Annotated in this window: 27 protein-coding genes; 22 read left to right on the top strand and 5 right to left on the bottom strand. The window is 34.8% G+C overall.

Going from position 1 to position 21236, the window contains the following annotated elements; translation table 11 throughout:
• Window positions 1-3 precede the first annotated feature (3 nt).
• Window positions 4-471, top strand: coding sequence for an SRPBCC domain-containing protein (locus ACODST_RS02030; protein ID WP_488930449.1), 468 nt, complete (start codon window positions 4-6; stop codon window positions 469-471).
• Window positions 472-478: 7 nt separating this feature from the next.
• Window positions 479-850 (top strand): DoxX family protein, encoded by a 372-nt coding sequence (locus ACODST_RS02025; RefSeq protein ID WP_488930448.1) that lies wholly within the window; start codon window positions 479-481, stop codon window positions 848-850.
• Window positions 851-985: 135 nt separating this feature from the next.
• Here the strand turns inward: ACODST_RS02025 and ACODST_RS02020 are convergent, their stop codons facing one another.
• A complete protein-coding gene (locus tag ACODST_RS02020) occupies window positions 986-2155 on the bottom strand; it encodes an FAD-dependent oxidoreductase (RefSeq protein WP_488930447.1) in 1170 nt (389 codons plus the stop codon).
• Between the two features lie 94 nt (window positions 2156-2249).
• Here ACODST_RS02020 and ACODST_RS02015 point away from each other — a divergent pair, with 94 nt between their 5' ends.
• From ACODST_RS02015 to ACODST_RS01945, 15 genes are all read left to right on the top strand, one after another.
• A complete protein-coding gene (locus tag ACODST_RS02015) occupies window positions 2250-3209 on the top strand; it encodes a helix-turn-helix transcriptional regulator (protein WP_488930446.1) in 960 nt (319 codons plus the stop codon).
• Window positions 3210-3237: 28 nt separating this feature from the next.
• Window positions 3238-4002 (top strand): DUF6597 domain-containing transcriptional factor, encoded by a 765-nt coding sequence (locus tag ACODST_RS02010; RefSeq protein ID WP_488930445.1) that lies wholly within the window; start codon window positions 3238-3240, stop codon window positions 4000-4002.
• Window positions 4003-4062: 60 nt separating this feature from the next.
• Window positions 4063-5181: an FAD-dependent oxidoreductase gene (locus ACODST_RS02005; RefSeq protein ID WP_488930444.1), complete on the top strand. Its 1119-nt coding sequence runs from the start codon at window positions 4063-4065 to the stop codon at window positions 5179-5181.
• Between the two features lie 73 nt (window positions 5182-5254).
• Window positions 5255-5665: a VOC family protein gene (locus tag ACODST_RS02000; protein ID WP_488930443.1), complete on the top strand. Its 411-nt coding sequence runs from the start codon at window positions 5255-5257 to the stop codon at window positions 5663-5665.
• A 50-nt stretch (window positions 5666-5715) separates the two neighbouring features.
• Entirely contained in the window at window positions 5716-6942 is a 1227-nt protein-coding gene (locus tag ACODST_RS01995) for a hypothetical protein (RefSeq protein WP_488930442.1), read from the top strand.
• A 9-nt stretch (window positions 6943-6951) separates the two neighbouring features.
• Window positions 6952-7758, top strand: a complete 807-nt coding sequence (locus ACODST_RS01990; RefSeq protein ID WP_488930441.1) for an alpha-ketoglutarate-dependent dioxygenase AlkB — start codon at window positions 6952-6954, stop codon at window positions 7756-7758.
• Between the two features lie 6 nt (window positions 7759-7764).
• Window positions 7765-8703, top strand: a complete 939-nt coding sequence (locus ACODST_RS01985) for a hypothetical protein (RefSeq protein ID WP_488930440.1) — start codon at window positions 7765-7767, stop codon at window positions 8701-8703.
• Window positions 8704-8725: 22 nt separating this feature from the next.
• Window positions 8726-9310, top strand: coding sequence for a hypothetical protein (locus ACODST_RS01980; protein WP_488930439.1), 585 nt, complete (start codon window positions 8726-8728; stop codon window positions 9308-9310).
• 55 nt (window positions 9311-9365) lie between these two features.
• The gene (locus tag ACODST_RS01975) at window positions 9366-9908 is read left to right on the top strand and encodes a helix-turn-helix domain-containing protein (protein WP_488930438.1); all 543 of its coding nucleotides are present in this window, start codon (window positions 9366-9368) and stop codon (window positions 9906-9908) included.
• 87 nt (window positions 9909-9995) lie between these two features.
• A complete protein-coding gene (locus tag ACODST_RS01970) occupies window positions 9996-10934 on the top strand; it encodes a hypothetical protein (RefSeq protein ID WP_488930437.1) in 939 nt (312 codons plus the stop codon).
• A gap of 110 nt (window positions 10935-11044) precedes the next feature.
• The gene (locus ACODST_RS01965; RefSeq protein WP_488930436.1) at window positions 11045-11320 is read left to right on the top strand and encodes a hypothetical protein; all 276 of its coding nucleotides are present in this window, start codon (window positions 11045-11047) and stop codon (window positions 11318-11320) included.
• Window positions 11321-11330: 10 nt separating this feature from the next.
• Window positions 11331-11690: a nuclear transport factor 2 family protein gene (locus ACODST_RS01960; protein ID WP_488930435.1), complete on the top strand. Its 360-nt coding sequence runs from the start codon at window positions 11331-11333 to the stop codon at window positions 11688-11690.
• The gene (locus ACODST_RS01955; protein WP_488930434.1) at window positions 11691-12227 is read left to right on the top strand and encodes a hypothetical protein; all 537 of its coding nucleotides are present in this window, start codon (window positions 11691-11693) and stop codon (window positions 12225-12227) included.
• A gap of 133 nt (window positions 12228-12360) precedes the next feature.
• Window positions 12361-12987: a hypothetical protein gene (locus tag ACODST_RS01950; RefSeq protein ID WP_488930433.1), complete on the top strand. Its 627-nt coding sequence runs from the start codon at window positions 12361-12363 to the stop codon at window positions 12985-12987.
• An 18-nt stretch (window positions 12988-13005) separates the two neighbouring features.
• The gene (locus tag ACODST_RS01945; RefSeq protein WP_488930432.1) at window positions 13006-13923 is read left to right on the top strand and encodes an AraC family transcriptional regulator; all 918 of its coding nucleotides are present in this window, start codon (window positions 13006-13008) and stop codon (window positions 13921-13923) included.
• A gap of 48 nt (window positions 13924-13971) precedes the next feature.
• Here ACODST_RS01945 and ACODST_RS01940 read toward each other — a convergent pair whose 3' ends face one another.
• Window positions 13972-14367, bottom strand: a complete 396-nt coding sequence (locus tag ACODST_RS01940; RefSeq protein WP_488930431.1) for a VOC family protein — start codon at window positions 14365-14367, stop codon at window positions 13972-13974.
• Window positions 14368-14507: 140 nt separating this feature from the next.
• On the opposite strand from ACODST_RS01940, the gene ACODST_RS01935 reads away from it, so the two are divergent.
• The 4 genes from ACODST_RS01935 to ACODST_RS01920 are packed head-to-tail and all read left to right on the top strand — an operon-like array spanning window position 14508 to window position 17041.
• Complete coding sequence (locus tag ACODST_RS01935; RefSeq protein WP_488930430.1) at window positions 14508-15035, top strand: hypothetical protein; 528 nt, start codon at window positions 14508-14510, stop codon at window positions 15033-15035.
• A gap of 14 nt (window positions 15036-15049) precedes the next feature.
• The gene (locus tag ACODST_RS01930) at window positions 15050-15622 is read left to right on the top strand and encodes a hypothetical protein (protein WP_488930429.1); all 573 of its coding nucleotides are present in this window, start codon (window positions 15050-15052) and stop codon (window positions 15620-15622) included.
• A 10-nt stretch (window positions 15623-15632) separates the two neighbouring features.
• Window positions 15633-16436, top strand: coding sequence for a hypothetical protein (locus ACODST_RS01925; protein ID WP_488930428.1), 804 nt, complete (start codon window positions 15633-15635; stop codon window positions 16434-16436).
• Window positions 16437-16465: 29 nt separating this feature from the next.
• Window positions 16466-17041 carry a hypothetical protein gene (locus ACODST_RS01920; RefSeq protein WP_488930427.1) on the top strand — a complete coding sequence of 192 codons (576 nt, stop codon included), beginning with the start codon at window positions 16466-16468 and terminating at the stop codon, window positions 17039-17041.
• A gap of 10 nt (window positions 17042-17051) precedes the next feature.
• Here ACODST_RS01920 and ACODST_RS01915 read toward each other — a convergent pair whose 3' ends face one another.
• Both ACODST_RS01915 and ACODST_RS01910 read right to left on the bottom strand, forming a co-directional pair.
• A complete protein-coding gene (locus ACODST_RS01915) occupies window positions 17052-17873 on the bottom strand; it encodes a hypothetical protein (protein WP_488930426.1) in 822 nt (273 codons plus the stop codon).
• A 108-nt stretch (window positions 17874-17981) separates the two neighbouring features.
• Window positions 17982-18512: a hypothetical protein gene (locus ACODST_RS01910; protein ID WP_488930425.1), complete on the bottom strand. Its 531-nt coding sequence runs from the start codon at window positions 18510-18512 to the stop codon at window positions 17982-17984.
• A gap of 314 nt (window positions 18513-18826) precedes the next feature.
• Here ACODST_RS01910 and ACODST_RS01905 point away from each other — a divergent pair, with 314 nt between their 5' ends.
• Complete coding sequence (locus tag ACODST_RS01905) at window positions 18827-20086, top strand: DUF4419 domain-containing protein (protein ID WP_488930424.1); 1260 nt, start codon at window positions 18827-18829, stop codon at window positions 20084-20086.
• Window positions 20087-20088: 2 nt separating this feature from the next.
• Here the strand turns inward: ACODST_RS01905 and ACODST_RS01900 are convergent, their stop codons facing one another.
• Window positions 20089-21120, bottom strand: coding sequence for a hypothetical protein (locus ACODST_RS01900; RefSeq protein ID WP_488930423.1), 1032 nt, complete (start codon window positions 21118-21120; stop codon window positions 20089-20091).
• Between the last annotated feature and the right edge of the window lie 116 nt (window positions 21121-21236).

Here is a 21236-nt window from a genome sequence, read left to right as displayed (position 1 = left end):
TTTATGGAACGTAAAACCAAAATAAATGCTGAAAATGGTCAGCAGGAAATTCTGATTACAAGAGAATTTGATCTGCCTTTGGAACTACTTTTTAAAGCTTATTCTGAACCGCAGATTGTTGAACAATGGATGGGAACGAATGTCCTCAAACAAGAAAATAAAAAATACGGGGGCTGGCAGTATGAAACCAGAGATCCTAACGGAAATGTGGTATTTAGTGCCAATGGTGTTATTCATGATTTTGTTCCGGAACAGAAGATTGTCAGAACATTTGAAATGGAAAATGCCAATTTTGCTCCTCAGCTGGAATTTCTGGAGTTTGAAAAACTTACTGATGAAACCAGTAGATTAACCATGCAGATTATATATAAATCGGTTGAATATCGTGATCAGCAGTTAAAACTTCCTTTTGCACAAGGTTTAAACATGGCACACAACCGTTTAGAGGAAATCGTAAACCAATTAAAATAAAACCACTATGAACAGAAGAAACAAAATTATTTACTGGATTGCTACACTTTGGCTGGCTTTAGGAATGGCTTCAACCGGAATTGTACAACTATTACAAATAAAAGAGGAGGCTGATATGATGGCGCATTTAGGTTACCCGCTTTATTTTTTAACGATATTGGGCCTCTGGAAGATTTTGGGAGTGATTGCTATTTTGATCCCTAAATTTCCTTTATTGAAAGAATGGACTTATGCCGGTTTCTTTTTTGCGATGAGCGGTGCCCTTTTTTCTCATTTTGCTGTTGGAGATTCCGGTACAGCCTATTTTGGTCCTTCTTTACTATTGGTTCTAACAGTCGTTTCCTGGTATTTCAGACCTGCTGACAGACGGGGTTTTTAGTGTTTAGTGTTCAGTCACAGTTCTCAGTATTCAGTTCTTGTCAAACTGCATACTGAGACTGCATACTGAGACTGCATACTGAGACTGCATACTGAGACTGAACACTAAAAAACTGAACACTAAGCCCCCCCCTGCTCAGGAATTAAAAGCTTCATCAAAGAAATTAACCAGTAACTCCAGATTATTGTCATCATGCATAGCCTCTGTCTGCTGCAGGGTGATTTCGGTGATTTCAGCTGCTCTGGCACACATTTTCTTCTCAAAGAAACCTATGGCATCTTCCATTTTTACAAACAAATTAGAAGTCAGTACTTCATATAATTCAAGAGCATCGGCTAATGCCTGATTGGCTCCTTCTCCTGCATACGGAGGCATACGGTGTGCGGCATCGCCAATCATGGTCAGATTAGGTAATGGTTTCCAGGACTGATCTAAGGGAAAATGATACATTGGACGCGGAATTATTGAAATTTCACTACTGTTAAATAATTCCTGCCATTCCGTATTCCATTGGGCAAATTCCTCTTTAAACCACTGAAAAACGGATAACCTGTTCTTAAAATCAATTTCGGATGCTGTAATCCAGTTTTCATCGGTTTTCAATCCAATTAAAACCGTCAGGGTTCCGTCGCCTTTGGCACTGAATAAAAGTGTTTTTCCCTGATCTAAGGCAAATATTTTCCCGTCGTTTACCAGTTTCCATAATTTAGGTGCATTCTTTGCAGCATTGTAAACATTGATTTCAACTGCAGTTACTCCTGAAAATAGAGGCTGAATATCTGTAATATATTTTCTGACACGAGAATTAGCCCCGTCTGAAGCAATTACCAGATCTGCATAGGCAGTAGTTCCGTTTTCAAAAGAAATCTCCCAGCCCTCTCCTGTAGGCTCCATTTTGATGAATTTAGAATTCCAGATTACATTTTCTTCTTTTAAAGAAGCAATCAGGAGATCACGTAAAGGTCCGCGGTCAATTTCAGGACGAAAATGTTCATTTCCAAAATCTTCTTCGGGTTTTTCAGGATGATCGTTATAAACGATTTCCATGCCGCGATTAGCGATTTTCATTTTATCAGCTCCCGGACGATAGTATTTTTTAAATTCATCCAGTAATCCCGCTGTTGTTATGGCTTTTAAACCGGTATCGTCATGAAGATCAAGCGTTGATCCCTGCTGGCGTACCAGTTGGTCTGCGTCTCTCTCATATACTTTTACATCGGCTCCTTTTTCCTGTAATAAACGGGCAAGTGTTAATCCGCCTGGTCCGCCTCCAATGATGGCTATTTTTTTAGTATCTGTTAACATAATATAGTCTTTTTAATTTGTTTCTATTTTCAATACAAAATTATCTGTATCTTTATAGGTAAAATATCTCTTTTTGATAGTAAAATAGTCGTAAATGAAAATTGAGGTCGTTGATAAAAATGGTGCTGGAATCCTGCACAAATTTGCAGATGCTATTGGAGCTTCGGTACGGGGACGTTTTATAGACATTCCCAAATCGCTGGGTGACGGCTATATGACCGGATTTACCTGGGGAAATGATTTGCGAATGATGATCCGGAATTATTACCTGAAGGAAGAAATTGTACTCGAACGTAAAAATGAACTGCCTGAAGGACAGGAAAACGTTATTTTCTTTCTCACCGGAATATTTGATTCGACAGGACAGCAGGAAATGATTATTTCTGAGCAGCCCAGTGTATTTATTGGTATGCAGTCTGTTTCTTCTGTAATTGCCATGCCGCAGAATACTTTTTTCAGGAGTATCACCATTTCGGCTTCACGTAATTATTTAAAACATTTTTTTGGAGATTTAAAACATCCCTTAATTTCAAATATACTTTCATCAGCAGAAGCCTTTGTTTATGAAACGGGAATTTCTCCTGCTATGATTACAACAGCAAGTGAGATGATCCATCAGACGGTCCCGGAAAGTTTAGAAAGTCAATATCATAAAGTCAAGTGTGAAGAATTGTTATGCCATATTTTTGCGGTATTGTTAGAACGCGAAGAAACTCCGGCGGCGGGAATTCATATTAAGGATATTAAAGCGCTCTATGCTATTAAATATCATTTACAAGCTCATCTGGATAAGGCTCCGGACATCGCTTCGCTGGCAAAAGAGGCCAGAATGAGCGAACCCAAACTGCGGAAGTTGTTTAAACAAACCTTTGGAAAGGGCGTTTTTGAATATTATCAATACAGGAGAATGCAGGAAGCGGCCCGATTGCTGAAAGAAAAACGTTTGTCCGTTTCAGAAACCGGTTATCAGTTAGGGTTTACCAATCTGAGTCATTTTTCAAGGGTTTTTGAAGAACATATCGGACTGAAGCCGAAAAAATATTCTGTTTTATAGCTATCTGCGGAAAATTATATAAAAAATTATGAATCTTATTATTGAGTCAGCTTTACCGGATCCTTCCATTTCGCATTTTGTACACAGTTTCTGGAAACTGGAGAACAATACCGGAAAGCCTATTCCGTCAACTGTTCTGCCTAACGGAATGGTCGATCTCGCAGTTATGAATAGGGATTCTGAGACCTGGGAAACGGCAATCAGAGGATTGGACACGCTTCCTACTGAGGTTGCGATTCCTGCCGGAGCAAAAATGTTTTCGATTGGGTTTAAACTGCTGGCCGTTGAATATTTATTTGGTGATTCTTTAAAAGAAGTTGTAAATGACGGTAAAATCATTTCTACTGCTTTCTGGCATTTTGATAAGGAGGATTTACGCACTTTCGATTCTTTTATTGCTAAAGCGGCAGGACTTATCAAAAGCATTCCGGCTGACAATATCGACAGTCGCAAAAAGAAATTATTTGACCGTATTTATGCTTCAGAAGGTTCTGTTACAGTAAAGGAACTTTCTGATAATGTGTACTGGAGCAGCCGCCAGATTAATCGTTACTTTAATCAGCAGTTTGGTATTTCTCTTAAAACCTATTGCAATATCCTTCGTTTTGGATCGTCGTTTAAACATATCAGTGAAGGCCGGCTTTTTCTGGAGCATAATTTTACAGATCAGAATCATTTTATCAAGGAAATCAAAAAATATTCAGGGGTTACGCCTAAGGAACTCAGTAAAAACAAGGATGATCGTTTTATGGATATTACAGTTATTAAAAAACTGAATCTCAAGAACGACTGATTTTTACTATTTGTCTTTTGTCATCTTTTGCAATTTTGTTCCCTAATAAAAGACGATATTATGATACTTACGAATAAGAAAACGGCCATCATTGGTGCAGGACCTGTTGGTTTGACTATGGCGCGGTTATTACAGCAAAAGAATATTGAAGTTACGGTTTATGAAAGGGATGAAAATCCGAAGGCCAGAATCTGGGGAGGCACACTCGATTTGCATAAAGGCTCGGGACAGGATGCTCTGCAGAAAGCGGGTTTGCTGGAAGCCTACTATGAAAAAGCGATTCCTATGGGAAGGATTCTGGCGGATCATTCCGGTACTATTTTGTTTAGTAAAGAAATTACGGCTGAAGAACAATACGACGGACCGGAAATTAACCGAAATGACCTGCGAACATTATTAATTGACAGTTTAGAAGAGAATACGGTGATCTGGGATCGTAAACTAACTGATCTTGTGGAAGAAAATGGAAAATGGATTCTCTATTTTGAAAACGGAACAAGAGAAACAGCCGATTTTGTAATTGGTGCTAATGGCGGTATGACAGCGATTAGAAAATATCTTACGACGGCAGAAACAGAACTCAGCGGAACCTATATGATACAGGGAGAAGTTACAGCACCGGAATTAGATTGTCCTGATTTTTATCGACTATGCGATGATAAGATTTTAATGACTTCATACCGTGGAAATTTACTGGTGGCAAACCCTAAGAATCGTAAAGCACTAAGTTATAATGTTATTTTTAAGGCACCCGAAGTAATGAAACTGGATTTTACCAATACAGAAAGTATACAAGATTTTCTTTTAAAGAAGCTTTCGAACTGGGGCGAATTGTACAAGCAGTTGTTTTGTGCCACTTCTTTTTTTACAGGATTACCCACAAAAGGGGTTTCTGTAGAGAAACCCTGGAAAAATAACCGCTCCTTACCTATTACGCTTATTGGCGATGCAGCACATTTAATGCCTCCTTTTGCCGGACAGGGCGTAAATATTGGACTTCTGGATGCTTTAATTTTATCTGAAAATCTGACGGACGGGGATTTTAAAACTATTGAAGCCGCTATTCTGGATTATGAGCAAAGAATGTTTGGTTATGCTCAGCAAGCTCAGGAAGAGACCCGAAAAAATGAAATAGAAATGCTGAAAGAGGATTTTTCTTTTTTACGATTTATGGACTGAAAAATTAGTGGCGAATGAAGAAAATAATTCTATCTTAGTGACATAAAACTAACCGATTTACTAAAAAAAACTTATGGAAAATTCACAAAATCAATCAGATGTTACGCCAAAGGTAACCGGAATTGGCGGGATATTCTTTTTTCTTGAAAACCCAAAAGAAACTAAAGACTGGTATGCTAAGAATTTAGGATTAGAAATCAACGACTGGGGTTCGGCAAGTTTTGAATCAAGAAATCTGGACAATCCGGAACAGATAGAATCTACACAATGGTGTCCGTTTAAAAAAGGAGATGAATATTTTTCGCCTTCAAAAAAGGAGTTTATGGTTAATTACCGGGTTCAGAATATCGAAGCACTGTTGGAAAAACTAAGAGCAAACGGAGTTACGATTCTGGACGATATTGAAACCTATGAATATGGTAAGTTTGTACATATTATGGATACCGAAGGCAATAAAATTGAGCTTTGGGAACCCGTTTATTAAGAACTCCAAAAAGAGATTTTCTACTATTACTATTAAATTAAAAAATAAAAATGACCTCAAAACCTACTGAAAACAGCATTTCAAAAGATAAAAACATACTTCTTGTTTTACAGGAAACCATTGAAACAGGCTCAGAATTAGAGTATCTGATATCTCATTTCTGCGGGATTACAGTTAAGAATCTTTCTGAAGTTCAGATTCCGCTGAAGGATAAAAAAATATATGTCTGCGGTAATCTGGAGCTGCTTCAGGACAATAGTTTTACTTTTCATGTTATAGAAGAGCTTTCTGTGAATTATGAAAATGGTACAGGTTTAGAACTGCAGCTTGTTAGACTGGGACAGGTTCCGGTTATAATAAGCAATGCCGGTGTGTATTTTAGAGAAATGTTTACAGGCGAAGATCATTTCAACACGATTAAATCAGAGCATTTGTTTCAGAATCTGACTGAATCGAACAAAGGTTCTCAGGCTTTACGAACAGGAATTTATCTGAGTGAGGTTATTAAAGAGGAAACCGATACAGAAAAACTGCATTTCAATCTTTTAAGATGTTCGAGTAATTTTACCGGCCCAACGGATAATTTCCGTGAAACCGACCATTATATCATGAATGCATTAAATAGTGCGGTTGCAGAAACTTTTGAAAAAGAAACCGAATTGAATCATGTATTGGTTCAGATTTATGAGAACAAACTAAAATCAGAAGAGAATTCGAAAGAAGTAAAATCAAAAATAAAGGCACATTCCGATAAAACGAAAGATATGCCCAAAGAAGGGCTTATTGCCTTTTGTACCTTTTATGATAAATCTAATTTTGATCAGCTGAAACCATCTAAAAAAGACCGTTATGACTGGTGTTATAAAGAAACGAGCGGATTGACCAGATTGCATTTTAAATTAAAGAACACGGTTACCGATGCTGGTTTAGCAAAGGAGTTTAGTGTTACTTTATATCCTAATTCTGCCTTTTTGATTCCGTTATCAACCAACAGGCTTTATACGCATGAAATCAGGCCGTCTGTTCTAAATGTAGATCAAATCCCGATTAGAATGGGATATGTAGCCCGCTGTTCAAATGTAGAGGCTGTTTATATGGACAATCAGACTTTTATTAAAGAAAATGGCAGTCTGATTAAACTGGAAGAAATGACACCGGAAATGATGAGCACTCTAAGGGATTCCTATTATGAAGAAAACATGACGGAAAAGCAGGTCGAATACGGTAAAGTACATTTTAGTATGAATGCAGGTGATTATGAAAAACCAATTTATTAGAATCTAAGAATGAGCGATCTTAATTTTTATAAAATTATACTTCCTTTTGAAAATAATTTATTTGATGAATTACAGCAGTCGGCTGATTTTGAAGTTACCGGAAAAGGCAGACTGGGAAATCATCTGACGGATGTAAGTGATAAAGGCGTTCCTATTGTAAGGACTACGACTATCTATACCATTCCGGCCAATCCTTTCCTGAGCGTACATCGTGAGATAATCGAAAGTCTAAATACCATTATTCAGGATGAAGGTTCTGCACATCATCTTCCCAAACCTGATTTTAATAATGCCCTGATCGAAATTTACGATTCGAGCTATGCCACTATGAAGTATCATTCAGATCAGGCACTGGATCTGGACAAAGATTCTTATATCGCTCTTTTTAGCTGTTATGAAAACCCCGAAGAATTATCAGAACATCACCTGCGAAAGCTCAAAATAAAAGACAAAACAACCGATGAAGAATTTGATATTGTTTTGACACATAATTCCGTGATTTTATTTTCAGTTGAGTCCAATACCCGTTTTCTGCATAAGATTGTACTGGAATCTGTTCCTAAACAAGCGGCAACATCCGGTAAATGGCTTGGAATTACGTTTAGAAAGTCCAGAACCTTAATAAACTTTGATAGCGGAAAGCCGTGTTTTTCTAATGGTGAAACCTTAACACTAGCTAATGAAAATCAGAAAAAGGAATTTTACTCCTTAAGGGGACAGGAAAATTATGCTATGGATTTTGTTTATCCTGATATTCAGTATACTTTAAGCGAAAGTGATCTGATGATTCCTAAAAAGTTTGTTTCTGATAATTAAAACCGGATGAAAAAGACTACTCTCTTAGTATTTACCATAATTGTTGTCCTGTCATGTAAAAAAAGTGATAAGGATATTCCAATGGAATTAAGCACAGACCATGCTGAAATTCATAAAGAAATGGATAAAATTTCTGCAGAACTGAGTAAGTTTAATAAAGAGCTCGTTCATTTATACAAAGAATCAGAAAAAAATCCGCAGGAGGTTATAAAAAAGGCAGATAGTCTATTGAAGGCCAGTGAAAATGAAACAGATAAATATAAGGCACAGATTATAAGGAATGTGCAGTCTGATCTTCATTATTTAAAAGCTGAAGTATTCTATAAAACGCAGCAGTATAAAAACTCTTTAGCAGAATTAAATACCCAGGAATACAGACAGGGAGATCAGGCTGCTGCTTATGCCGCCAACTATATTAAGCTAAAAGAGTATAAAAAGGCAGAATCATTTATTGACAGTATTGGCAAAGGCTGGTATTTATATGATTATGCACTGGCTAATTATTACGAATGTGTTGGAAATAAAACGAATGCACTCAAAATTTATGATGAAATCAAAAAAGATAAATCGGTTAAACACTACGCCTATTATAAACTTGCTGTAGACAGGCTGAATGAAATTAGTAAGGACAATCCAAAGCTCTTAAATGAGATTTATTTTCCAACAGGAAATCCAGCTTTTGAAACAGCAGACTCCGATAATAAAAACAGGACAAAAATATTTGATCTGATACAAAATCTTCCTGAAAGTAAAGACTGGTACGGTGTTTCTATTTTAGATTCTCCTCAAATGAATGATCAAAATTACTACTGGGTCAGGGTTGATTTTAAAGAAAAAGAAGACATTAACTACTACGTATATCTGGAAACCTTTGAAATAAAATTTTTTAATCCGAAGAACAAAAAACTGATGAGTCTGGAGCAGTGGAGAAAATCTAAAAGATAATTGAAAAAGACACAATAAAAACATGGCAACACGCAGAACAGTCTTAATACAAAACATTGAAAAGGAAACCCTTGTAAAGCGAATAAAAGAATATTATCCAATAGGCCGGACTGCAGAATATGATTATGAATACCGGGAAGTTTTTCTGGATGAGATGAATTATGCTTTTATTTTGTCTGACAGTTATATAGAAGGCTGGATCGAAATGGATCTGGATTTTCAAAAATCTGTGGTAGAGCATGATGACTTTTTACTTAAAATTTCGAAGGATTTTACTACTACTGTTCTTTTTGGCTATGAACAGACCAGCTCTGGCGACGTAAGAGTATTGGTTCTAAAAGAAGGTGCTGTTGTCAGGGAGATTTATCAAAAATCATTTTTGGAACACAATGATATTATAATGTACCGCAATTATGGTGAAAAGTTTCCATCTGAGAAAAACTTCAGTTATCCGGAGAATGGGCAGAAACTGTCAGAGCATCATAAATTTCTGGATCTTTATGAAGATGTGCACTTCCTGTTTAGTGATGCGGGATACAACGGGGCAGAAAGATCGGGTTTTGCCGAAACATACCTGCATTTGGAATATTTAAAATGGGATGTATAAATAGTACAGAAAGCCACAGATTAAAATACGATATTCAAAATAACCAAAAGTAAAAATGAAAACAAAAGTTCAAATATGGAGAGAAGAAAAACATCTTACTCAGACTGAACTTGCTGTGAAATCCGGTCTTTCCCTGCGAACGATACAGCGAATCGAAGCCGGAAATATTCCCAAAGGTTTTACACTTAAAGCATTGGCAAAAGCATTTGATACAGCCCCCGAAAACCTGATTTCAGGTTCAGAACTCGATCCCGAAATAAAACGCGCCAAACTAATTAACTTTTCGATTTTGTCTTCGCTGTTGATTCCGTTTGGCAATATCATCTTTCCTGCTGTTCTCACTTATAGATCTAAAGATGCTAAAGCAAAGGAGCTTGGAAAAAGTATTGTGACCGTTCAGTTTCTGTATACCTTTATTCTGGGGACTTTAATGATAGTAAGTCCTTTTCTTCAAAAAGTATTTTCTATGAGTTTTCCTTTATTTATCGTTTTTTTGGTAGTTATGAAAGTGCTCAATCTTTTTATTGTTTTTAAGAATGCGGCAGCTTTAACCCAGAAATCAGATTTAGTTATAAAGTTGAAATACAGTATTTTGTAATATGTGAATTTAAATTGACGTATAAATGTCATATTCATTTTAAATCTTATCTGCATTACAATTCGCAATATTGCATAAAAAATTGTAATGAAAACACTAAAGAAAATCGTCTGGGCTTTTTTAGCCGTTGCTGCCTTTTTATTAATTGGAAGTTATTTTTATTTCGATAAGAAATTCAGTCCGCCCGCTAATTACCTTCAGGTTTCGGGAAAAGCTGAAGAAATCCCTTTGAAATGGATTTCGGACAATGGCAGCGCGTATTCGGCCCTGCTCCTGCCCATGCATGTTAAAGGCTTTCAGAAGACTTTTTATATGCAGTTAGATTTTGGATCACCTGTAACTGTATTTTATAAAAAAACGCTGGAATCTCTTCAGAAACATTTTACAGAAATAATTCCGAATGATGATGAATCAGGAAATGTCGCTCTGGAATTCAGTATTGGAAATCTGACCGTTTCTTCTGCAGGTTTTGAAACATTGAATTACGGTGAAAATATCAACGTGGAAAAACCGGATGCTGTAAACATACTGGGGACGATTGGGACTGATTTACTGGAGAAAAGAACCGCTGAACTTGATTTTAGAAACCAAACCTGTTCTTTTATTGAAACGCAGCTTACAAGCGGATCTTTTGATTTTGAGTTTAAAAAGCGCAGACTTCTGTTTCCTGCCCAAATTGGCCATCAGAATTTAAAACTGCTTTATGATTCCGGTACCAGCGGTTATGAACTGATTGTAAACAAAGAAGAATGGAATAAATATCGGGATATAAAAGGTACCCTAAAAACTGAAAAAGGAAATTCATGGGGAAATGTATTAAAAGTAATTTCGGCTCCGGCCAGTCAGAGTCTTCAACTGGGAAATACCAGACTAAAAATTTCAGAAGTGACTTATATTGAAGGGGTTTCAAAAATGCAGACTTTTTTAATGAAACGATCCGGAATGCAGGGAATGATTGGAAATGCTCTCTTTATAGATCATAAACTGATTATTGACTGTAAAAACAGGAAGTTTAAAATAGAATGATTTTTTTTAGAGCAATAATGCTATAGAATTTAGCTGTCTTTTTCCTATTTTCGTCTTGATTTTATAAACCCAAATACTCTTTATTAAACTTAATAAGACGAATCAGATCCATGGAACAAATTAAAAAAGCTTCATTCGAAGAAAAATATGCAATTCATATTACCATTCTAAACCTTCTCTGTATGGCAGGAGTATATATTTCTGCAGATAAGACCATTGTAAGTATATGTGGTTTAATTGTAACTTTTGTTTTAGGAAGATCTTTTATTAAAATTATCAGAAACAAGAATGTCGATAATAAGACCAAAAACAGCAGTTATATTATACTTGTGGTTATAGCATCAATTATTGCGGTATCTGTACTAAAAATCACGTCTTACTTTTAAATTTTAAGAAATGGCAAATCCATACGAAAACTTAATTCACAAAGCCTACTCTGCTTTTAACGAAAGAGATATAGACAAAGCCTTATCGGCTATGCAGCCAGACGTACAATGGTCAAAAGCCTGGGAAGGCGGTTATATCAGCGGACATGATGAAATTAAACAGTACTGGACCAGACAATGGACAGAAATCAATCCTAAAGTTGAACCTGCTGGTTTTACAGAAAGAGAAAACGACAGACTGGAAGTTAAAGTACATCAAATTGTAAAAGACCTTAATGGTGGTCTTATGTTTGACGGATTCGTAAAACATATTTATACGTTTCAGGACGGACTGATCAAAACGATGGATATCGAATTGACTGAAAATTAAATGGAGAAATTTTTTAATAATTTAAGCAGGTTTAATCAGGGATTAACGGCTATTACAGCCTCCTTGTTAATTTATGGGTATTTGTCCAGAATACTTCACTTATATTTCTTCTGGGAAAGCAAAACTATTGGCTGGATAATGCTGCTGGTTACTGTGATCAGCATTTCGGCAGCTCAGATAAAAAGGAATAAAACAGAGCATAAAAAGACTATTTTGCAGAAAATCATAATTGGATTTTCGGTTTTCATATTGTTCGTTCAATGTCTGGGTTATGTTTTGTTAAGTAAGGCAGATTCATACAAAACAGCAGAAAATTTTATTTATAAAGACAAGACAATCAAGAATAAAGTAGGGATAATCGAAAGTGTTGTTTTAACTCCTGTCGGCGGAATATCAGTATCCTCTAATTCAGAAGGAAGCGAAGGTCAGGCGGATTATAATTTTATTGTAAAAGGCGAAAAAGGTTGTATCGATTTAAATCTGATTATGATCAAAACATGGGAAACAGACTGGGAAATAGTGGAAATAAATGATTAAAAACTAAGAAAACTCCTTGCTCTGGAAATCGGGGATAATTTATCTGATTTAAATTGTGCGGATGATAACCTTCAGCGATCGTATGAAAATTTTGAAATAAAAATTGAGTTTTTAGAATAAATATGGATAAAGCATGCTGAAAAAAGGATATTGGATTTTGATTTTTATAGTGGCAAAAATGTATGGTCAAATTCCTGATTTTAAAAGCAATTATAAGCAAAAGGACTCTGTTAATACCCCTTTATTAAGAACCTTTTTGAAAGATTATGAATTTGTTCTGGTTTATTCTGATCAGTGCTGCTCAAAACAATACAGGATTCTGGGCATGAATAAAGGGAAATGGAAAAGCTGGACGTATTCAGACTATTTTACTCAGTATACCAAAACTAAAAAAGGAGAAATAAAAGAGAAGACTATAAAAACGGGCACTTTTCTAAGTGAAAAGAAGGTTAAACGGTCTCATGTAAAACTTTTAATGGCAGAACTAAATGAAAATAATTTTTGGAAATTAGAAAATGACTCTCTGAACCAGTCAAGGATTATAAAAACGTATATTGAAAACGGTGATACTATCAGGAAGAAAGCTGTCATCACAGATGGGACGACCTATGTTTTCGATATTATAACTCCAAATAACCGCAGAAAGATTCAATCGTATAATCCGGATTATTTTCTGAAAATGTTTCCGGACATGATCGATCGGAGAAAGTTTATCGCAAGCAGGGATTATTTTTTGTTATGGTGGAAAAAGTATCGCTGATATTTTAATAGTAATGAAATGGAAAAACAGGAAATAAAGAACGATTATATAAAAAGAATCAATGCGATTTTTAAATATATAGATGAAAATCTGGATAAGGAATTGTCTTTAGAGGCCATTGCCAGTATTGGTTCTTATTCTACTTTCCATCTGCACCGCATTTTTAAAACGATTACAAACGAAACAGTAAACGGCTATATTACAAGGAAAAGAGTTGAGAAGACAGCTGGTATACTTCTGCATAAAAGAGAAACAACGATAACAGAGCTTTCATTGCAATACGGTTTCAACAGCAATTCATCGTTTACCAGAACTTTTAAAAAGTTTTACGGAATAAGTCCTACCGAATTCAGAGAAATTTACCCCGATAAATTTAGCAAGATTGGTCAAACGGAAAGCAAGAACGGACAAGACGGCGCAATGAATGACGAATATATTTGCAGGATTAATAATCATTTAAACTGGATTAAAATGAATGCAAAAATTGAAGTCAGAGAAATGCCGGAACTGAATCTGGCCTTTATCACGCAGATTGGTCATAAAGGAATGGAAACAGCCTATTCTAAATTAATAAAATGGGCCGGTCCAAAAGGTTTTATGGAAAATAAAGATTTGAAAGTTGTTACAATTTATCATGACAGCTTTAAAATTACCAATCCGGATAAAGTCAGGATGAGTGCCTGTATTTCTGTACCCGAAAACACAGAAATTTCAGGAGAAATTGGATTAACTGTTGTCAAAAAAGGAAAATGTATAGTTGGCCGTTTTGAAATAGGAATCGACGAGTTTGAAAAAGCATGGAGTGGTCTTTTTATGTGGATGAATGAAAACGGATATACAAAAGAAAATCTAAATCCTTACGAGATTTATCATAACAACTTTCAGGAGCATCCTCAAAAAAGATGTATTGTGGATTTTTGTATTCCGGTTAAATAAAATAAAAGCTCCAAAGTTAGATGTACTTTGGAGCTTTTGCTATAAGCGCTACATTCCGGGCCAGTATAAAAAATTAAATTTATGTCCGTCCGGATCGGTAAAACCAAAAGTGTAACCCGCTTCAAAATTTTCCGGCTGAGAAAAAATAGTACCTCCGGCTTCTTTTACTTTTTTGAACCAAAGATCTACTTCCTCCCTGCTGTCTGCTGATAAAGAAAATATGGTTTCATTTTCGGTTCTGGTATCGGTGATATTTCCTTTTAATGCCCACTCGAATCTTGCGGGAGTAAAAAAGTTAATGATAAAATTACTCTCTGCGAAGGAAAAACTAACCAGTTCATTAGTTTCTTTTCCGTTTTGTCTAAAACCTAAAGCAGTATAAAACTGTATTGTTTTTTGTATATCATGAGAGACAAGATTGCTCCAAATCATTCTGGTTTTCATAAGCTTTAATTTTAAATGGATAAACAGCTTCTTAAAATTAAGAAATTTATCTTTTAGTTTGTTTTAAAGATATTTTCTATATTAGCTTAAACAGAATTCCCAATTAATAAAGAAGTTTAAAAGAGGAACAGGATTCAATTATGAAAAACACTTTTATAGTAGTCTTTTTTTTAAGTATAACTGCCGTTTATTCACAGCAAAAGAAAACTAATAAAACAATAGTAAGACCTGCTGTTTCTACTACTGTTCCAATACAGGAAAAGCGGATTGAAACTATTAAAATCAAAGGACATACCTATGATGTTTATCTCAGATATGAGAAAAAAGTGATGTCTGAACAAACACCACAGGATACTTTAATCTGGTACGATTTTACATTTAAAAACACTAAGTCTGTTGCAGGTGCCCGAACGGCACAAAAATATGCTACCATAAAGGGCAAAATTGCAAGAGAAGGAATCTACAAAGTAAAAAGAGATACCCTGGTTGTGACTGTTGATTATTATGATCCGTATCACGGCGGCAGAATGATAAACTATTATGTTCCTGACAAAAACGGCTGGCTTCGTGAAGTAAAAGATGAAATGAAAGGAATTGATACGGACACTGTTTCTGACCGGTATATCAAAACAGAAAGAATGCCGGCTCCTTACGGCGGAAAGAACTAAACGCAAAAACACGTATGAAACTCTTCACCCCTTTTGCATCCCTGCTGGGCCTGGTTTTAACAGGATGTATAGGAAATATGAATCCTACAGGAGGAAATTCAGCTCCGGATTATCCTTATTTTATAACGACAGAACCTATGATAATTAAAAAGATAATGGTTCCAAAAGGTACAAGATTAACTTATAATGAACACTTTTTTGTATCGGGAAAACAAGATCATAAAATGAGCGAACAGCGGCTTACCAGTATAAAGCTGCCTCAGGAACAAACGATAAACTGGGGTGGTGTTCCTGTGACTTCTATCGATCAGTTTTTTAATTCGGAAATGCGGGGTTATACAGTTTATGCAGATTTTAGTAAATTAAGTGAGGATAAAAGAACGAAATTTTCTAAAATGTGGCAAAGCTGCAGCGATGGTTTGGGAATCACGATTAAAAATAAAGATGACTGGTCCTTTAACAAAGACAATATCGCTGATGTGGAAAGCTGTAGTGTGTTGTATCAGCGTTATTTTAAAGACAATGCAGAACAGCAGCACTTCTTGAATGAGATGTACACTGAATTAAAAAAGATTGAAACCAAATAAGATCCTAATAATGAAACCAATAGTTTTACTGTTTATTGGCACTTTACTGTTGTCGTCCTGCAAAAAGAATGAGGAACCGGTTAACGAGAACAAACCTCTTCCCCTGCCTGAGACAAATGCTGTACAAAAAGTGAACTACCCTGACGAAAAGAAAAATATCAATCATTTATTTGTGGCCAACGGCGGTTCGGTTTTATATATGAAAAACGGCGAAAGAAGGTCACAGGCCAGGTTTGATACCGATGGTGATTTTGTAGAAGAATTACTTAAGGCAGCGGGTCCTGATGGCACATACAAGGATTTTGATGATTATATTATTGAAAACAAGGACACTCTTTATTTTTTTGATGATCTTGGATTTATCAATCCGGACTGGATAATTTTAAAAGGAAAACCTGTAAAGAGCAGGCAGCAGCTGGTTTCGTTTACAACACCGAAAGACAGAAAAGCAAATACTATTGAAGCAGTTCAGACTACTCAATTAATTCTGTTTAGTCCTGAGACAAAAAACTTTGAGGATGAAAATTCAGAAGAAGCAGAAGGTTATTTTACGGCTATGGACGACTGGGGTTTTTACGCTAGTGAACTAAGAACATATTTTGAAAAAAAAGGTATAAAAACCTATTCTCCCCAAAAGAGATGTCTGGAGTTTATAATTGAAAATAACCAAACTATTCTGGTTGATACCAAAGGTAAAATAAACAATTCTTCACTTGTAAGTGCGCTCTTGTATAAAAAGGGAAAAACACCTGTTATAATACATTTAATTCCTGGTGATAATGATTCTGACGAAATTGACCGTTATTTAAAATAAAAAACATAAAGTATAAATCAAACCATTACATGAAAAATATATTCATAGCAATCACACTCAGTATTCTCATCGTTTCATGCGCTAAAAATCAAACAAAAGAAACCATCAAAGAGGAAACGGTAACTAATCTGAAAAAGGACAGTGTTCCGGCTCCAGTTGTTAATGTATCAACTGATAAAGAATCCGGATTTTACAATGCTGATACAATCAAACTATTCAGACAAAGAATAATAGCAATAAATACTAAAGCTGATCATTCCAATAAAACAGAAACCAAAATTACATTAAATGAAATAGAAAACACTCCTGTTATGGTTTGGTATGATGATCATAAACAGCTTATTAAAGTAAAATATGGTGTTACGGATGACGGAGGAGAATTTACGGGAATGTTTGGTTTGTATTTTATCAATGGTAAATTATGGTGCAGCGACTGGGAAGAACTGGCTAAATTTGTATTTGATGAAAACGGAAAATTAAAATACTGGTTAAGTGACTCCTGGGAAATAAGTGTGTCCAGGGAGAGCGGAGCTAATTTTGAAGAAAAAGAAAGAATGATTTATGATGTCGTAAACCAAATATCAGCAAAAGTAAAACTGGAATAAAAACAGGTAATTAGTACCTTTTATTCGATTTCTTTTGTATAAACTGCCAGTCATATTTCGTACAAAGTCCAATTCCGTGATGTTCTGTTACGCCGTTTAAAGGTAATTCATTAAATATTTCGGGAATATCACCTATAATTTCAATTAAGCAGTGAGAGTGATGTCCTCTCCATAAATCAGTATGAAAAATATCACGATAGTTAATGGCCCATTTTACTATAGTTTTTTGTTCTGTAAATTTCGATAAATCGTGGGTGTCGAAAATAATATCATACACTTTTGGAAGGTTTACATTTCCGTAATTGCGTGAAACGCCAACCGAAATGATATTTGGGTTATTTCGCTCTAAAACAAGTGAATGAAACTCCTGTTTTATAGCATTGAATTTTTTATCAGGTGTACTGGAATACCTTTCTCTTCTTAAGGCATCAACATTATCGGGAAAAGTAAACGGTATCAGATCCCGGATTATCACATACCGGTCTATTGGTTCTATATCCATTTCATAATCCCATGAGACAGGATCCTTTGAAAGCTCGGCAGATAAATTTGCATACAAAATTTCAATAAAGTTTTTGGATGCCGGAGATTTAGTGTAAAACTGGAAAAACAGAGCTTCTATCTTTTCTATGGCGTCAAAATTTTGATCCAGTACTTCCAGGCAAAAAGGGATTACTTTATTTACAAAATCTAATCTTTCTGAAATTAGTTCGCTATCCAGAGGATCATACTGTGTATTCGCTGTTTCTCTCAGTAAAAACTTAACAAAATTTCTTTGTAATGTGGTGCTGCAGTATTTTAAGCTTTCAAAAGTTTCTTTTAAGGGAATCATAATAAAATAATGTTTTTTTTCAAATGTAAGAAGGCAGATGCATAAATTAAAAGCAGGATTAAAAAACTATTTTTAATTGATTGTGCCGGCTATAAACAGCTTTAAATATTAGTAATTCCAATACGTTTCAGGCGAAGAAGCGGTCGTTTCCATTTCACCATTTATTAACATCTTTAGAAGTTTGAAGGCATGCTGGTATCTGTTTTTAACACTTGCTATCCCATCTGATAAATCCCATCCGGAACTATTTATAGTTTTTTCCATTTCATCCGGATTATTGAATTCTATTTCGCCTGCTTCAGAAAGTATATGTACAGCCCTCTCTCTCATTTTATGAAGATTTGATCCGGTTATATACTGATCTGTAGCATCAATTTTTTCAATTATCAATTCAATCAGTTCCATTATGACTGCTTTTCTTTCATCATCAATAAGAAACTCTTCCAGTTCCATAGACATTCCGCCATAAATCATAGGCAGAGACTGAAATGCCAAAGCTGTTTTAAACTCCTGAATCCATTCTGTATCATCTATATTCAGGTTTTCAATTTCATGTATTAAACAGAGCTGCATTGCTTCTACAAAAGCATCCTTTGCCCAAAAACCTTTTTTTTCAATATTTATGAAACTGCTTGACATATTTTATTTTTTGATACAATTTAGATATTTATTTTTAATCATAAAAAGCGCAGATTGTTTACTAACTGCCTATGAATCCCCACTCTATTCTATTAATTGTTTAATAATAAGCGCTATCTATCACAAAACTATACTTAAAACTATTGTTAGAAAAGGGAATAAGAAAAGTTTCTTAGTTTTAGGAAGTTTTTTATAAAAATTCTGTAAACTATTTTTTATTAAGTTTGAAGAAACATTTGTTAGGATTAGTAATGTTATACTGGCTGTTTTATAAACACAAACATTAAAGAAAGCAATTATATAATTAAAACCGAATGAAGAAAATAGCTGTACTGTTTTTATTGTTTACTCTTTTAAAACTAAATGCACAGATTAAAATAGTCTGCGAGGATGTTAAACCGGCCCGTAATCCGTTACCTGAAGTTTCTTATGTGAAAGCGATAGAAAAAAGAACAGGAAGAGAATTTGAAGCATGTGATTTTAAACTAAGAAATGAATTGTTTGTTCAGACAGATTTTCATCCATTTGTTGCTTCCCTATATATTGCTTATGCTGATCACCGCCGTATAAGTATAAGTCCGGATATGATCTGGTTATTAATCTGCCAGGGATTTTCTACACATGTTGGTATGAATAAAGAGAAACTACGAACTAAGCTTGTTGCATTCGATGGTAAAAAGAAATTAGTAGTCAATACACAGCCTATTAGTACTGAGTTTAAAAAAGGAAGCATGGATTCTCCATGGCCGCTTGCTTTTCCTGTGATGGCTGATTCGATTTCTAAATATGTTAAATCGGACATACATTCTTTATATGTTCAGTCATTTAGCACTACCACAGCCACAGAAAAAGCAGCTTATGAAATCACATTGTTAAACGTAATGAGCGGTTATTTTGAATATGAATATGCTACAGCCTGTGGTATTCCTGAAATAAATATTGAAGGAACAAAAGAAGACTGGCAAAAAATCAGACAAAATCTTAAAAAGTTTAAGGGATATAAGGCAGATAAGTGGATAAACGCCCTTGACCCCATTATGGAGCAGTTTGTTAATGCCGCCAATAATAAAATAGATCGTAATTTTTGGGCAAACATATTTAAAAGAAAAGATGAAAGCGGCGGTCCCTATATTACGGGATGGATTATTAAGTTTTTCCCTTATGTGACTAATGATGATCAGGAAATGATCGAAAATCCATATCTGGACAGAGAACCCGAAAAATTTATGGAAGGATTGCAGACTAATCAATTCAACAATGGTCTTTCTAAAACTGATTTTGTTTGGGATTATCTGGGAAAGAAATATGAGATGGAATTTTTGGCGGGATTTGTTGCCGTAAAACAAGATAAAAATTCATTGACTTTAAGACCCGAAATTAGCTGGTTAGTTCAGGATAAAAAAGAAGCAGTTAAAACAGAAATATCTAAAAACAGAGAAATAGAACCAGATAAGTTAAATAAGAATAAAACCTTCAATTCGCCAGCATATTTATTATGGGGATTTGGTGTTATATTGTTGTTAGGAATTTTGGCATGTTACAAACTTAAAAGAAAAAAAGATTACAGAAATTGAGGTTAAGTCACTCCGATACTTCTTTCTATTTCATCCAAAGATTTTCCAAAAGTTTCAACTATGAAATCATTAAAGTCCTTTTTAGATGTTACTTTTCTTTGTGTAAGTGAAAGGTGTTCATTATTAATATGGTACAGGAATAAATCATTCTCAGTACAGAAACGTTCTTCAATTATACGCAGTTTTAAAAGTCCCCACTTCTTTTCATTTAGTTCTAAAGAGGAGACTGCTTTATAGATTAGTCTGAAAACCTCTCCAGAAATACTGTAATTAAAACTCTTTAAATATCTGTTAAACTCTGTATTATATTGGTGAGCCTCTTCAGTGTCGTCAAATCTTATTATGGGATTATGTTCTAATATGTTGTCTTTGTGATAATCCGTAAGTATAGAAGAATATTTATTAAAAAGATTAATCTTTACAGGTTCTTCTTCAGGACTGATTTTTTCGATATATACAAAACTACAAGGAAGTCCGGAATCTAAATAAGCTAAAATTTTGTGATGCCCGTCTAAAATAAAGTAGACATTGTCATTACAATTGTTATTACCAATTACAAGTACCTTTGGTCTTTTTCCTGATTGTATTAATTCTTTATAAAACAGAATTCTTTCTTTGGAAATTTTCGAATATGGCTGTGTAAACATATAATTAAAATCATCATTATGATTCAGGAAAGAATAATAATAAAATGAGGAATTTTCGACATTTCCATATTGATAATGAACGTCTTCATCCTTAAGAAGATTTTCACCAAAGCCAACCTGATACGTTCCTGATTTAAAAAGATCTAAAAAAGAAATAACTTTATTTCTGACATCTTCATCATTTCCGTTAAGTAATACATCATTAAATTCACCAATAAGAAAATCTCTGTCAAAATTAGAATTTAATGCATAATACTTTCCCATAGTACCATGATTATCATACCAGTCTGCAGCGACAGGTTCTGAGATTTTTAAAAATAAAACGTGTTTGTCAAAAACGATGTCAATTACATCCTGACCTGATTTTACTTCAACTATTTCATTCATGTCCCAGAATCAATAAAAATTAGAAAAATGGCAAAAAAAAACTCCTTAATTTCTTAAGGAGTTTTGTGGGCGATGAGGGGTTCGAACCCCCGACCCCCTCGGTGTAAACGAGGTGC

It is taken from the genome of Flavobacterium sp. FG19 (assembly GCF_057809475.1).
The sequence above is the reverse complement of the archived record's forward strand: the minus strand, read 5'-3'. Positions and strand labels throughout refer to the sequence as shown.

Excerpts from the sequence above, each read along its gene's own strand:
- ACODST_RS02030 (WP_488930449.1), top strand. The coding sequence starts at position 4 with ATGGAACGTAAAACCAAAATAAATGCTGAAAATGGTCAGCAGGAAATT.
- ACODST_RS02025 (WP_488930448.1), top strand. The coding sequence starts at position 479 with ATGAACAGAAGAAACAAAATTATTTACTGGATTGCTACACTTTGGCTG.
- ACODST_RS02020 (WP_488930447.1), bottom strand. The coding sequence starts at position 2,155 with ATGTTAACAGATACTAAAAAAATAGCCATCATTGGAGGCGGACCAGGC.
- ACODST_RS02015 (WP_488930446.1), top strand. The coding sequence starts at position 2,250 with ATGAAAATTGAGGTCGTTGATAAAAATGGTGCTGGAATCCTGCACAAA.
- ACODST_RS02010 (WP_488930445.1), top strand. The coding sequence starts at position 3,238 with ATGAATCTTATTATTGAGTCAGCTTTACCGGATCCTTCCATTTCGCAT.
- ACODST_RS02005 (WP_488930444.1), top strand. The coding sequence starts at position 4,063 with ATGATACTTACGAATAAGAAAACGGCCATCATTGGTGCAGGACCTGTT.
- ACODST_RS02000 (WP_488930443.1), top strand. The coding sequence starts at position 5,255 with ATGGAAAATTCACAAAATCAATCAGATGTTACGCCAAAGGTAACCGGA.
- ACODST_RS01995 (WP_488930442.1), top strand. The coding sequence starts at position 5,716 with ATGACCTCAAAACCTACTGAAAACAGCATTTCAAAAGATAAAAACATA.
- ACODST_RS01990 (WP_488930441.1), top strand. The coding sequence starts at position 6,952 with ATGAGCGATCTTAATTTTTATAAAATTATACTTCCTTTTGAAAATAAT.
- ACODST_RS01985 (WP_488930440.1), top strand. The coding sequence starts at position 7,765 with ATGAAAAAGACTACTCTCTTAGTATTTACCATAATTGTTGTCCTGTCA.
- ACODST_RS01980 (WP_488930439.1), top strand. The coding sequence starts at position 8,726 with ATGGCAACACGCAGAACAGTCTTAATACAAAACATTGAAAAGGAAACC.
- ACODST_RS01975 (WP_488930438.1), top strand. The coding sequence starts at position 9,366 with ATGAAAACAAAAGTTCAAATATGGAGAGAAGAAAAACATCTTACTCAG.
- ACODST_RS01970 (WP_488930437.1), top strand. The coding sequence starts at position 9,996 with ATGAAAACACTAAAGAAAATCGTCTGGGCTTTTTTAGCCGTTGCTGCC.
- ACODST_RS01965 (WP_488930436.1), top strand. The coding sequence starts at position 11,045 with ATGGAACAAATTAAAAAAGCTTCATTCGAAGAAAAATATGCAATTCAT.
- ACODST_RS01960 (WP_488930435.1), top strand. The coding sequence starts at position 11,331 with ATGGCAAATCCATACGAAAACTTAATTCACAAAGCCTACTCTGCTTTT.
- ACODST_RS01955 (WP_488930434.1), top strand. The coding sequence starts at position 11,691 with ATGGAGAAATTTTTTAATAATTTAAGCAGGTTTAATCAGGGATTAACG.
- ACODST_RS01950 (WP_488930433.1), top strand. The coding sequence starts at position 12,361 with ATGCTGAAAAAAGGATATTGGATTTTGATTTTTATAGTGGCAAAAATG.
- ACODST_RS01945 (WP_488930432.1), top strand. The coding sequence starts at position 13,006 with ATGGAAAAACAGGAAATAAAGAACGATTATATAAAAAGAATCAATGCG.
- ACODST_RS01940 (WP_488930431.1), bottom strand. The coding sequence starts at position 14,367 with ATGAAAACCAGAATGATTTGGAGCAATCTTGTCTCTCATGATATACAA.
- ACODST_RS01935 (WP_488930430.1), top strand. The coding sequence starts at position 14,508 with ATGAAAAACACTTTTATAGTAGTCTTTTTTTTAAGTATAACTGCCGTT.
- ACODST_RS01930 (WP_488930429.1), top strand. The coding sequence starts at position 15,050 with ATGAAACTCTTCACCCCTTTTGCATCCCTGCTGGGCCTGGTTTTAACA.
- ACODST_RS01925 (WP_488930428.1), top strand. The coding sequence starts at position 15,633 with ATGAAACCAATAGTTTTACTGTTTATTGGCACTTTACTGTTGTCGTCC.
- ACODST_RS01920 (WP_488930427.1), top strand. The coding sequence starts at position 16,466 with ATGAAAAATATATTCATAGCAATCACACTCAGTATTCTCATCGTTTCA.
- ACODST_RS01915 (WP_488930426.1), bottom strand. The coding sequence starts at position 17,873 with ATGATTCCCTTAAAAGAAACTTTTGAAAGCTTAAAATACTGCAGCACC.
- ACODST_RS01910 (WP_488930425.1), bottom strand. The coding sequence starts at position 18,512 with ATGTCAAGCAGTTTCATAAATATTGAAAAAAAAGGTTTTTGGGCAAAG.
- ACODST_RS01905 (WP_488930424.1), top strand. The coding sequence starts at position 18,827 with ATGAAGAAAATAGCTGTACTGTTTTTATTGTTTACTCTTTTAAAACTA.
- ACODST_RS01900 (WP_488930423.1), bottom strand. The coding sequence starts at position 21,120 with ATGAATGAAATAGTTGAAGTAAAATCAGGTCAGGATGTAATTGACATC.